The sequence below is a fragment of the Lewinellaceae bacterium genome, assembly GCA_020636105.1.
GTDB lineage: Bacteria > Bacteroidota > Bacteroidia > Chitinophagales > Saprospiraceae > BCD1.
In genome coordinates this window covers 739,554-752,029 of the sequence record JACJYL010000001.1, presented here as the reverse complement: position 1 = coordinate 752,029, position 12,476 = coordinate 739,554, and the positions used below count along the sequence as shown (strand labels likewise).

Here is a 12,476-nt window from a genome sequence, read left to right as displayed (position 1 = left end):
ATTCCATGCCGGTGAAAATTGGGTTAATTGGCAACGGCTTGCCCGGCATTAATGATGCCCCATCCGAACGAATTGCTTTTGTTTGGATAGAATGAAGCGGAAGTCTTCATCCTGTTAAAGACCTGTGTTCTCGTTTGAGAAAGATTGGTGGACCATATTAGCGCGGCTATTCCAGCCGTTGTTGCCGTAGCAGCGGATGAACCGCCCACACGATCTACCTGGTTTCCGCTCATGGAAAGCGTTAAGGCCGTTCTCGAGTTGTCATTTCTGCGCTGCATAACTGCCACGAAATCTACGGCACTTCCTGTATGGCATACATCGCACTCCTGCATAGGACTGCCGTCTTTGACGCCGGTAACGGCCACTGTCTCGCTCATTGAAGCTGGAAAAATCACTCCTACCCAATTGGTAAATGAGGTGGAAGTCCCGGCGGCGGCAATGATCATCTTTCCTTTGTTGTAGGCATAATAAATGCCATCGGCTACTTTACTGCTCCAGAAAATATCTCCTAATGACATGCTGATTACCTTCACATCACTGCGGTCTCCTGCAATTTTTAAACCATTTTTGACTCCGGTCTTTTCACTTGATCCGTTAATTATCACATCTCCTGTTCCCCTGATGGCCAAAAGGTCAGCATTGTAGGCGACGCCTATAGAAGTTCCATTGTATCCTCTTGGAGCTGCAATTAAGCCCGCCATGGAGGTGCCGTGTCCACATTGGTCATTGGGGCCATCAGGGGAGGCCCACCACCACCATGAACTGACATAGGTACCGGTTTTATCCAAAAAACGTCCCTGGGACTGGCCTGAATTGAAACTGCTGCCTAATTTATCCTGGTTGGGTGAAACACCGGTATCAATAAGGCAAACGGTAACTCCGTCCCCACTGGTGATGCTCCAGGCAGCAGGCACGTTCATGTAATCGAGATGCCATGATATTTTTGCGTCCGGGGCTGTGGGAGTGTAATCCGCAGCAGGAATGGAACTTGGTGCCGAACCTCCACATCCAGAATCACTTCGATAACCTACCTCATCCATGGAATAACTACCTGGTTCAACATACCGTACTTCAGGCATCTTCCTGAGCATATCAACGACCGCTTCATTAAAAATTTTGATGTCAATAGAAGGAAAGGTTTCGGTTTCATCACTGAGCAGTAAATCAGCCTGGGAAAAATTTTGTCCCGGGTAAAGCTCATTGGTTTTTTCGACAATCCTGTTAATTACTTTTTGGCGGGCAGCCATCCATTCCGGCGACTTAACGTCAATTTCATGGATTTTATCTTTAATATTGGTTTCATTTGCTGGTTTGTACCCTACAAAAGCAACGGAATCGCTATGAATAAGTGCCCCTGCCAGCAGGTCCGGTCCGGCGGTTTCCCATCTGAAAACCTCACCTGATTCCAGGTGAATTTTAATGAATGCATCTATTGCTGCTTTGTTGGGAATGGGAGAAGATTCCTGGCTTAAATCGTTGAGCTTTTCCTTACTACAGCCGACTAACAGAATTCCAATGCTGAGGGTCAAAAGAATGTGTTTTCGTTTCATTTTGATAGATAGTTTTGTGAATTAGTTAAAATTAAGAATATGATATATCAAGGTCAAGATAAACAAAATTATTTTTTTAAAAAAAAAGGCCTGTTATTTTTTGGGTTTTTATTTATTTAGAGCTTGTCTAAAATTCCATCAATTGGCTGCAAGCGGCAAATTTCATCCTGCTCTGCGTTAAAAAGCCTCGCCTTACCTTCCAGGTATGCCTGCGTTTTTTGCCTTGATCAGAATAAAATTTGCTCACTTTCGCTCAATCATGGAAATTTAGACAAGCTCTTACCGGCATAGTGTAGTGACTTGAATAATTAACCTTTCGTCTTAGTTTTATTTTTTGTATTATTGCACAATAGTAATTTGGTTATTGAGTTAAAGGGACTGTCCATAAAAGTTAAGATATATTTTCCTGCACTTTTACATTTATCAATTATTATTAATTAAGTGTTTGTCCAATTTTCAATTCAAACAAAATATGAGAAAAACAACCATCCTCTTGCTAAGCTTTTTTATGCTTGGTGTTTTCCATTTAACGGCACAGGAACCCTCCGGTAAGAATATCCGCGGCCTCGGGGCTAAAGTATTATTTATTGATTATGGTATTCCTAATGGGATCGATAGTCTTTCGATTACCAATGGCATTGAATTATCCTATATTCACGGTTTTAATAATTTTTTGAATCTTGCTTTTCCTTTTAAGGTAGGGGTAGCCAATGTTCCCGGGGATGTCAACAATCATTTTATTGTAAGTCTTGATGCCGTTTTTCAGGTCAAATACGACAAAGCGGAAAACAAGCTGGTTCCTTATGTTTTTGGTGGTGGCGGTTTTATCAATGAAGACAACTCCTCCAGTTTTCAGGTACCTATGGGCATTGGACTCAATTATAAAATTGGAGAAAATTCCATCATCAATGCCCAGGGCGAATACAGAATGTCGCGGGCAAAGGATAGAAATAACCTGCAACTTGGGGTGGGTTATATTTATAATTTCGTGAAAGCTGACCGGGATGGTGATGGGGTGATCGATACTGATGATAAATGTCCTGATATTCCCGGCCCTGCTACGAGTAAAGGTTGTCCGGATTCAGACGGAGACGGAATCATAGACCTTGAAGATTCCTGCCCCGATGAAATTGGACCTAAATATGCTGACGGTTGCCCGGACACTGATATGGACCGTATTCCTGATGCTTCTGACGATTGTCCTGATATTGCCGGATTAGAAGCTTTTAACGGGTGCCCGGATACAGATGGGGATGGTTTGCAGGACTCCAGCGATCGTTGTCCTGAAGAAGCAGGTCCTGAGGCTACCCAGGGCTGCCCTGATCAGGATGAAGACGGAGTTCCTGATACAGATGATGTATGCCCGGAAATTCCCGGAACTGTTGCCTTAAGTGGTTGTCCGGATAAAGACGGAGATGGCATTGCAGACAAAGACGACCCGTGCCCGGATTTAGCCGGAGATATCAATGGTTGCCCGGATAGAGATGGGGATTCTGTAATCGATCCGGACGATAAATGTCCCGATCAGCCCGGGCTGGCAAGTAATAAAGGCTGCCCGGAAATTAAAGAGGAAGTAAAGCAGGTATTGGAATTCGCCATGCGTGCTGTCCGGTTTGAGACAGGAAAAGCTACCTTGAAGCAGGAGTCTTTTGAAGTACTGGACCAGATCGTTGATATCATGAAAGAATACGTGGGATATCGCCTCTCCATAGCCGGACATACCGATAATGTTGGAAATGAAGAATTGAATCGCGTTTTATCTGAAGACAGGGCCAAGGCCTGTTTCCAGTATTTGGTTTCCAAAGGCGTAAGCCCGTCCCGCCTGAGCTTCTCCGGATTCGGGGAGACCGTTCCAATGGCAGATAATAAGACCGCCGCAGGACGGAAACTGAACAGGAGAGTGGAGTTTAATTTGTATATTGAATAAAAATGAAACCGAAAGGTAATTGATTGTAAAAATATGACAATCATAACATTACGGGTTGCGGGTGAATAGTCCCCGCAACCCGTAACCTTTGAAAGAAGTAAATTCTTCCACAACCTTAAACAACAGGCTGTGACTTTAATTGTTTTAGCCCTGTTTAATTTTCCAAATCTCTCAGTTTCTGTCTTTTGACCGATACTTCTTCTTTCATACCTTCTTTGTATTTCAGAATATTTTCCTGTACTTCCTGGTTATGGGTTCCAATAATTTGTGCCGCCAGAATTCCTGCATTTTTTGCAGCATTTAATGCCACCGTAGCGACCGGAACACCATTTGGCATTTGTAAAATAGACAATATAGAATCCCAGCCATCTATTGAATTGGATGATTTGACCGGAACGCCGATAACAGGTAGCGGACTTAATGAAGCCACCATTCCCGGAAGGTGGGCAGCTCCTCCTGCTCCTGCTATGATGACTTTGATGCCGCGCAAATGTGCCTGTTTGGCATAGTCAAACATATATTCCGGGGTGCGATGGGCAGAAACAATATTTATTTCATAGGGAACCCCTAATTCAATAAGCATTGCTTTGGCCGCCTTCATGACCGGAAAATCAGAGTCAGATCCCATTATTATGCTAACCATGTATTGATATTTTGATGGTATAATTTTATGATACTGCGATAAAAACTTTAATCTTTAGTCTTTAACCTTTTCCCTTTCAAATCTCTTCCCTTTCAATGGGACAGGTCATGCAATGAGATCCTCCACGTGCCCGGGATAATTCCGTTGAGGGAAGGGTGATGATGGTGTTTTTTACCTCATCGGGAGTGAGAATGCCGTCATCAAAAGCTTTTAAAAGATCGATGGCGTACACCACGCGATAACCGGCTTCCTTAAAGGCATCTTCTGTCCAGGGATTTCTGTCGTAAGTAAGCGCAACGCCAGGTTTTATGGTAACCAGGTTACATCCATCGGTCCATTGTTCTCTTTCCTGATAGGGGCTGATCCCTTTTCCTGCATGTATGATACGAATATTAGGATTGATCTCAGCTTTTAAAAAGGCTTCAATGCTCAGGTATTTTGTATTTGTCCCATTCTTATGAATCACCTCTACATTCGATCCATGCCCGTCCACGACTATGGGTTTGTAGCCGACAAAATCAGTCGGATTGATCTGGGTGAACAAAGTATCGATGTGCATAAAAGATCGCTCGTTGGGCACGTCAATCATGGCCACATTTGAAACGATATTTTTTTCGAACAATACTTTGGCCAAAGACCGTACGGCATGAGTAGTGGTACGTTCGCTGCAACCTATGAGCAGGTAATCTTTATTGATGATCATCACATCTCCTCCTTCAATGGAAACCTTTTCATTCCGTTTTGAAGGAGGAAAATCATCGATCATATTCAGGTTAATGATCTTTTTTTCGTCGACCAATGATTTAAAACAGGGATGGGTACGAATGATATACCGGGTGAGTAAATTTTCCCTCGCCCTGGCTTCCTTTGATGCCTTGGTAATAATGATATGGTCGTTTACCGTTACGGCGATATCCCTGGTGAAAATAAAATTGGGAATGGGGTCAAAGAGGATGTGTTCTTCCGCAGGATAATAACCGGTAATGAGCACCCGGGCCAGTTCGTCATCAGGAAGGTTCATCAATGTTTTTTTGGTGTAGGTGGGAAGTTCTTCATAGCTGATGGCCATATCGATAAGTTCTTCCTTGATCTCTACGTCAATTCCAAAACACTCCTCCAAAAGGGTTTGGGTTTCCAGTACATTTTCCTCCCCGATGAATCGTTTCAGGACATTGGTGAAAATATCGTGCTCTTCCTGCATTTTTGGCAGGAAGACTATATCGTCAAATAACAATTCTTCAGCCCGGCGGGGGCTGATCCTGGCGATGCCTCTGTCCGGGCGGTGTACAATTACTCTTTTTAACTTTCCGATCTCTGAAGAAACATGAATCTTACTCATAATTTGTTTTTATGGTGGTCAATCTAATCTTTAAGAAATGGACAACGTAAACTAAATGTCCACGACTTTTTCGATTTCATAAATGGAGTTTATTTTTCCGGCAAATATGCAATAAAAACGTGGATTTTCATTCAAAACGCTGATTTCAGTTGGTCGGCCGTCGTCGATGTAATTGGCCATCAGTTTTGACTTTATGGTAAACAGGGAGGAAAAATAATTAAATTCCACGTCCTCGCTGAAATACTGACTCATTTGTTTGATCATCTTGGGATAATGTGTCCTGGGACGGGCCACACAGTCATTGCAATTGCCTGTATAGTCAGGCCGGCAATCGGTATTGATTTCCTGGCAATTAAAATGAGGCGTTTTTTCATAGGAAACCTTGTGATGGGTGTACACCACTGAAGAAAGGGAAAGCAGCCCTGACAATCCATAGGGCATGATTGATCCAAATGGCCCGTCCATGACTGTTAAGCCAATTTCTCCAAGTTGAGGGGAAGTCATCAGTGCAATTTCCGAAATTTCATGCATGAGGTCGATTTGATTGACCCCGAAAAGTGCATTGATGGCATTGCTGGCACTATAAGTGGCATTGATCACCTGGGAGGCTCTTATTTCCTCTTGTTCTCCTCCTGAAATGTTTTTAAGCTTCAGGATCCATTCATCCCCCACGGCCTCAGCTTCCTTGACGACCGTGTTTTTTTTAATAATAATTTCTTTTACTCCTCCAACTTTTTCTCGATAAGACTGAGCTATTAAAAAAGGATCAAAACTATACTCAATGGTGGAATACAAGGCTTCGAGCCTGTGGTAATTAAATAATCTGTGCCGGGGAATTTTATCGCATTTGATGCCTATATGCCGGCAGAACCGTTCAAACTGCAACGAATCCGTGAAGGAACCGTATTTGTCGATGGCGTAATATTTTTCAAAATGGAAATTGATGAATTGCTTGTGATCTTCCGTGAACCGGGCTTTGTTTTCGTTGGACATAATGGCTGTAGCTACACTACGGGGGTAGTGGTAACCGCTGTGCAAGCGTGCCTGGTTCACCACCGAGGCCTTTTTCATCAATTCTTTTTCTTTTTCAATCAGGCAGATATGTAACCCTTTCTCCGCAAGAAAAAGTGCAGAATAAATGCCGAAAATTCCCCCGCCAAGAATAGCAAAATCGTATTTTTCTGTGGCCATAAATATTGAATAATTATTGGGGTTGATTTAGGGTCTTCAAATCCTCAAAAACGTCAAGATAACTGTGATTGGATAAAATTTCCATAAAATCCAGGGAATGTTCCAATTGTTTTACCTTGGTAGTTCCGATCAGGATGCCCTCAATCCCTTTTTTATACCAGGCAAAACAGAGTCCGCACTGGTTAAAATTTTCGATTGCCGGTCGTCGGTTGTTTTGATTGGCTTTTTCTATCAATTGGAGCAGGGCAGGGGCGAAAGGGGGCTGGTCTTCAGTATGCCCCCCTCTTACGTTTAAGGTACTTTTATCATGATAGGCTGATGGATTGAGCTTAAGGCCGCCTGCATTTATACCATAGGCTAAAAACTTGCCCTGATGATGAAGGGGGGCGTATCGTTCAAAATCCGAATAAAGCAGGTTGTGTTTGAATTGAATGCTGAATTTAAACCCAAATGCTTCATTAATCCTTGCATAAATTTCAGGGTGTTTGATGCCCGATAAACCGATATTCAAACCGTTGTCAGAGGCGATTTTTAAGGCTTCAAAAGTTTCCCGGATGTCCGCCTCATTTTCCCGGTTATCCCAATGTATGGAAAAAGTTCGCAGGTTGTCGTGAAACAAAAAACTATATTCATCAAGGGCCAGCAATAAAAAGCTTTTTGACAGGTTGTTCTCCGGGCCGCCCAAATTATTCAAACTTCCGACTTTTACCATTATAGTCAAATCGGAAATACCGTGTGCCAGTATCCATTCTCTGAGGATATTTTCTGCCTTTCTGAAATCTTCGGGTTTTTTATTGATCGGGTAATTGGTGGCCGTGTCCACCTGGCGGAATCCCCGGGTATAAAAGGTATCCAACAACTCAAAACAAATTTCTTTGGGCGTTGTCCATCCCCACATGGCTGTTCCAAGAATCGGGAAAGATTTATTTTGCATGCCTGAATTGTTTTAACTCCTGCATATTTTTTAAATACCGTTTTGCCAGGGGGATAACTTTTACTTTGGTGCTGCTGACATCGTCCGTCCATTTGACAGGAAGCTCGAAAATTTTTAGCCCCAGCCATTCCCCTACGGTGAGTAGTTCCGTGGAGAAGAACCAGCCGTTATCCCGAACCCCGTGATCCCTCAGGTCTGCAAATACCGACCGTTTTAGCCATTTGAAACCACATTGACCGTCCGAAAATTTGGTGCCCAGGTATATTTTTACCAGCCAATTGAAAACCCGGGAAGAAATTTCCCGTTTAAGCGTACGATTGATCACTTTAGCCTTTTTATGCAGCCTAGTAGCATAAACTAAATCGTAATCATCATGGGCAAGTGCATTATATGCTTCAAGGAAATGCCGAAGGTCAGTGGCAAGATCCAGATCCATATATCCGACAATGTCAGCATTGGATTGTTCCCACGAGGTTTTAAGAGCAAGCCCTACGCCTCTTTCAGGAACCCTGACCAGTTTGACTTCAGGCATTATCCTGCCTAAATCCATTGCGATTTCAGGGGTTCGATCCGTCGAACCATTATCAGCGATTACGATATTCCAAAGATTCTTATCCGGAAAATGAGAACAGATAAAATCGTAGAGTATTTTTACGTTTTTTTCCAGCGTTTCTTCTTCGTTCAGGACAGGAATCGTAATCTCGAAGGTCTTAGTTTTTTGCATATTGCAAATATACGGGACTAAGGGTAATATTCATTTAAAAAAAAACGATTTGTACGGCCACCTTTCATGGTTTTTGAATCATAGGAGGTTAGCTTTTGGATTTTGTAGAAAATTCTGATACTTTTGTCTAAGGATAAAAACAATCTGTTTGAAATAACCTTTCTTTCTTTTTGGACTTAAGCAAAATTTATGTTAAAAAATTTAAAGTCGCTTTTTATTATTGAAGAAGATTCTTCTTCCAGGCAGGCAAAAGCAAAGGAGATCAAGGCAGATCCGGATAAAAGTCAAGCGGTTAAAACAACGGCAAATTCTTCCACGCCGGCTCGTGACCAACAGCCGGTAAAGGGTGCTGCCACCAATAAATTCAGAGAGATTTTATTCAGGGCCATAGAAGAAAATAATCTTGAAGGATTTGACTACCTTGAATTCAGAAATTCGCTTCAATCCCTCCAGAAAATGCAAATGGATGAAAGAACGAGGTTTCAGTCGGCAGCGGCCATGGCTCAGACCATGGGCGTCAAAACAGAAGAAATTCTAAAAACGGCTGATCATTATCTCAACGTGCTGAAGTTAGAGGAAAATAAATTCCAGGAAGCTTTGGCCAACCAGAGGGTGAAACAAATCGGAAGCAAGGAGGAGGAGTTGAAACAACTTGAAGCCCTGGTCAAACAAAAATCAGCGCAAATACAACAGCTTCAAAAAGAAATCACGGCAAGCCAGCAAAAAGCGACAGGACTTGAAAGCGAGATTGAAGCGGCTGTAATAAAAGTTAAGCAAACAAGCGCAGATTTTCAGGCTTCTTATGAATCAGTAGCCAATCAAATTACAGAAGATGTAAACAAAATAAAAACCTATTTACAAAACAAGAGTCAATAACAATAAATGAATCCACAAGAATTAAAATCCAAATCATTTTGGAAACGCCCTGAAGGGGTAACCGGCATTATTTTCCTTGCCGGGATAATCATTGGAGGAGGGGTTTTACTGACCATGGCTTTGCCAACCCTCATCACACTGGCCCAAAATACCTTGTACCTGGCAGGAATGCTCGTGGCACTCGGGGCCATTATTTATATGGTGCTTGATCCAAAGATGCGTGCCATGGTTTCTTATATGTATAAAAGTGTGATGCGCTGGGTTACAGGCCTTTTCGTTCAAATCGACCCCATCGGCATTTTAAAATCCTATGTGGATGATCTTAAAGATAATCTGCGTAAAATGAATAAGCAGATCAGTATGCTTCGCGGGCAGATGCATAAGCTCAATGAGATCATTTATAATAACAAAAAAGAAATTACCAGCAACCTACAATTGGCCAGTAAGGCCAAAGCTTCTAACAAAGAGGCCGTAATGATCCTGAAATCCAGGAAAGCTGGTCGTCTGAGAGAATCGAACATGAAATTGGATGATCTGTACAAAAAAATGGAAATCCTTTACCGGGTTTTGACAAAAATGTACGAGAATTCTCAGATTCTGATGGAAGATATCAAGGACCAGGTAGAGGTGAAGGAGCAGGAACGCAAAGCGATCCATGCGAGCCACAATGCCATGAATTCAGCCATGAGTATTATTTCCGGGGATCCGGATCGTAGAGCCATGTTTGATGCCGCAATGGAGGCGATTACGGATGATGTTGCCGGTAAGGTAGGGGAGATGGAGCAATTCATGGAATTGTCTGCTAATTTCATGCAGTCCGTTGACCTTCAAAACGGTATTTTTGAGGAAGAAGGCCTGAAGATGCTTGAAAAATGGGAAAAAGAAGGCGTGAGCCTCATTTTGGGCGATAATAAAACCCAGTTATTGGAACAGGCTAATAATGATTCTGATATTCTGGATCTAAATGCGCCGGTTAAGGAAGCTGTTCGGGAAGAAGGGCAACGCAACCAGTACGACTCATTTTTTGAATAACGATTTTCAATTTAATTTATTAATCAACATACAAGCTTTAAACTTATAAAAATGGCACAACGATTAACGTCTTTTTCCAAATTACTGATCGTTCTGGTGATCGTTTCAGCTGCATTTTTTGGCGTGAAATACTTGCTCCAAACCGGTGTTATCGGTGGAGATAAGCCAGTGCAGGACAAGAAAGAAAATAGTGGTGATTTCAGTACACGAGACGATGATGTGATTAAAGTGGGGGTGGTTACCTGGGGGGGATATGCCGGGGGGCAATATTTTAACGAAGGCTTTAAAGCCAGTAAAACCTCGCGTTTTTACCAGGATTATGGTTTGAAAGTGGAGTTCGTGGTGAATGATGATCTGGATGCTTCCCTCAACGCCTGGAAAAACGGTGATATCGACTTGCATTGGTACACCATAGATGCTTTCCCTACTATTATTGAAGGATTGCGTGACTTCGACCCCGTAGCCCTTTGGCAGGCCGACTGGTCAAGAGGTGGGGACGCCATTGTGGTGCGCCGGGGCATCAAAAATGCATCCGACCTGCGCGGAAAAAAGGTGGCGGTGGCTGAATTGACTCCTTCGCATTCCTTTTTGTTGTATCTCCTTGATGCAGCGGGCTTGACCGCTGACGATATTCAGGTGGTTCCCCAGGCGAGTGCCGTGGATGCTGCAGCGGCGTTTAAAAGTCAGCAGGTGGATGCTGCGGTAGTATGGAGCCCTGATGATCTGCAATGTGTGCGGGATGTGCCGGGTTCTATTATATTGGAAAGCAGCCGAGGCGCCTCTCATATTATTGCTGACTTTTTCTTCGCCAAACGAGCTTATGCAGATGCCAATCGGGATAAACTGCAAAAATTGTTTGAAGGCTGGATGATCGGTGCAGCGGAGATCAATTCTTCCGCTAAGGCTAAAGATAAAGCAGCTAAAATTCTGGCCGACGGACTGGGACTTCCTGAGGAGGATGCTGTCGGGGCTATTGATAATGTCCGACTAGCCACCTTTGGGGATAATAAAAATTTCTTTGGGTTGAATACTTCCTATTCAGGCGTGACCGGAAATGATTTGTACCTTCAAATGGCTACCAAATACAAAGCGCTCGGATTTACAGGCAATGCCGTACCTACCTGGCGACAGATTGCCTATCCTGCATTTGTGCAAAATGCCTCTCTTTCCGGCACCATTCACGAGGCTGAAAAATCCAAATCCTTTACCAAACTTGATGACGCAGACGCTAAGGATAAAGAAGCGGTTGCCACCAAAAGGGTGAGCATTAATTTCAGAACTGGCGAGTACATTTTGGATGAAAACGCCAAATACATTATAGACAAAGAATTTATTGATATTGCCAAAGCATTCGGTAATGCACGTATCCGTATTGAAGGCAATACGGATAATGTGGGAAGCGCCGCCTCTAATAAAGCATTGTCTAAGCGTCGTGCTCAATCTGTGGCAAATTACCTGATTAAAGAACACGGCATGGATGTCAACAGGATTATTGTCATCGGAAACGGACCGGACAAACCTGTCGCTTCAAATGATTCCGAGGATGGACGTGCTAAAAACAGGCGAACCGACTTTGAATTGGTGAAAGATTAATTTTTTTTGAGATGAAAAGAAGAAGGCCACCCTGAATTTGTCAATGTAAAGTTCAGGGTGGCCTTCTTCCATTTAGCTCGACTTTAATAATTTTCAAAAAATCGAGGAATCTCAAGTCCCTTTCACTGTGTTTTTACCCGGCCATGATTAATAATGGCAACGGTAAGGCGACTTACACAGATTAATCTTTCCTGTTCATCCTTGATTTCTATATTCCATACATGGATTTTACGACCGACACGTATTGGACGGGCGGTGCCATAAACATACCCGGAACGGGCAGAGCTCAAATGACTAGCATTGATCTCAATGCCTACCGGAGCTTCCCTGGTGATATCTTCAACACATAAGGAAGAGGCTACACTTCCAATGGTTTCTGCAAGTGCCGCGGATGCTCCTCCGTGAAGGAGACCAAAAGGCTGAACGGTCCGGTGATCAACGGGCATTTTTGCGGTGATAAAATCATCGCCAAAAGATATAAACTGTATGTCAAGATGTTCAACCATCGTTCTCGAACTAAAGGAATTGAGCACCTCCAGATCAATTTTGTGCTTCCAAATCATTTCGACTTATTTTGTGATTATTTTAAATTCTTTTGGTAGAAATGTACGGTTTTTGGCTGAACTGTTTAATTTTGGGTCAGTAAAAAACAAGAATTAAAACATAA

The 12,476-nt window shown here is 42.9% G+C and carries 11 protein-coding genes; 4 read left to right on the top strand and 7 right to left on the bottom strand.

Annotated elements, in window-relative coordinates; genetic code table 11:
• Positions 1-23: 23 nt before the first annotated feature.
• A complete protein-coding gene (locus H6571_02695; protein ID MCB9322627.1) occupies positions 24-1,550 on the bottom strand; it encodes a S8 family serine peptidase in 1,527 nt (508 codons plus the stop codon).
• Between the two features lie 472 nt (positions 1,551-2,022).
• Between H6571_02695 and H6571_02690 the strand changes: the two genes are divergently transcribed.
• Entirely contained in the window at positions 2,023-3,477 is a 1,455-nt protein-coding gene (locus tag H6571_02690) for an OmpA family protein (protein MCB9322626.1), read from the top strand.
• Positions 3,478-3,631: 154 nt separating this feature from the next.
• Here the strand turns inward: H6571_02690 and purE are convergent, their stop codons facing one another.
• From purE to H6571_02665, 5 genes are all read right to left on the bottom strand, one after another.
• Entirely contained in the window at positions 3,632-4,120 is a 489-nt protein-coding gene (gene purE / locus H6571_02685) for a 5-(carboxyamino)imidazole ribonucleotide mutase (GenBank protein ID MCB9322625.1), read from the bottom strand.
• Positions 4,121-4,196: 76 nt separating this feature from the next.
• Positions 4,197-5,459, bottom strand: a complete 1,263-nt coding sequence (locus H6571_02680) for an arginine deiminase (GenBank protein ID MCB9322624.1) — start codon at positions 5,457-5,459, stop codon at positions 4,197-4,199.
• Between the two features lie 51 nt (positions 5,460-5,510).
• Positions 5,511-6,650, bottom strand: a complete 1,140-nt coding sequence (locus H6571_02675; GenBank protein ID MCB9322623.1) for an FAD-binding oxidoreductase — start codon at positions 6,648-6,650, stop codon at positions 5,511-5,513.
• Positions 6,651-6,663: 13 nt separating this feature from the next.
• Entirely contained in the window at positions 6,664-7,584 is a 921-nt protein-coding gene (locus tag H6571_02670) for an aldo/keto reductase (GenBank protein ID MCB9322622.1), read from the bottom strand.
• Positions 7,574-8,308, bottom strand: coding sequence for a glycosyltransferase (locus H6571_02665; GenBank protein ID MCB9322621.1), 735 nt, complete (start codon positions 8,306-8,308; stop codon positions 7,574-7,576). Before H6571_02665 ends, H6571_02670 begins: the two co-directional genes overlap by 11 nt.
• Positions 8,309-8,497: 189 nt before the next feature.
• Here H6571_02665 and H6571_02660 point away from each other — a divergent pair, with 189 nt between their 5' ends.
• From H6571_02660 to H6571_02650, 3 genes are read left to right on the top strand one after another with little or no spacing between them, the layout of a single operon-like run.
• On the top strand, positions 8,498-9,184 hold the full coding sequence (locus H6571_02660; GenBank protein MCB9322620.1) for a hypothetical protein: 687 nt from the start codon (positions 8,498-8,500) through the stop codon (positions 9,182-9,184).
• Between the two features lie 6 nt (positions 9,185-9,190).
• Complete coding sequence (locus H6571_02655; GenBank protein ID MCB9322619.1) at positions 9,191-10,216, top strand: hypothetical protein; 1,026 nt, start codon at positions 9,191-9,193, stop codon at positions 10,214-10,216.
• A gap of 51 nt (positions 10,217-10,267) precedes the next feature.
• A complete protein-coding gene (locus tag H6571_02650) occupies positions 10,268-11,809 on the top strand; it encodes an OmpA family protein (GenBank protein ID MCB9322618.1) in 1,542 nt (513 codons plus the stop codon).
• A 122-nt stretch (positions 11,810-11,931) separates the two neighbouring features.
• On the opposite strand, the gene H6571_02645 is transcribed toward H6571_02650, so the two are convergent.
• On the bottom strand, positions 11,932-12,372 hold the full coding sequence (locus H6571_02645; GenBank protein MCB9322617.1) for a hotdog fold thioesterase: 441 nt from the start codon (positions 12,370-12,372) through the stop codon (positions 11,932-11,934).
• Between the last annotated feature and the right edge of the window lie 104 nt (positions 12,373-12,476).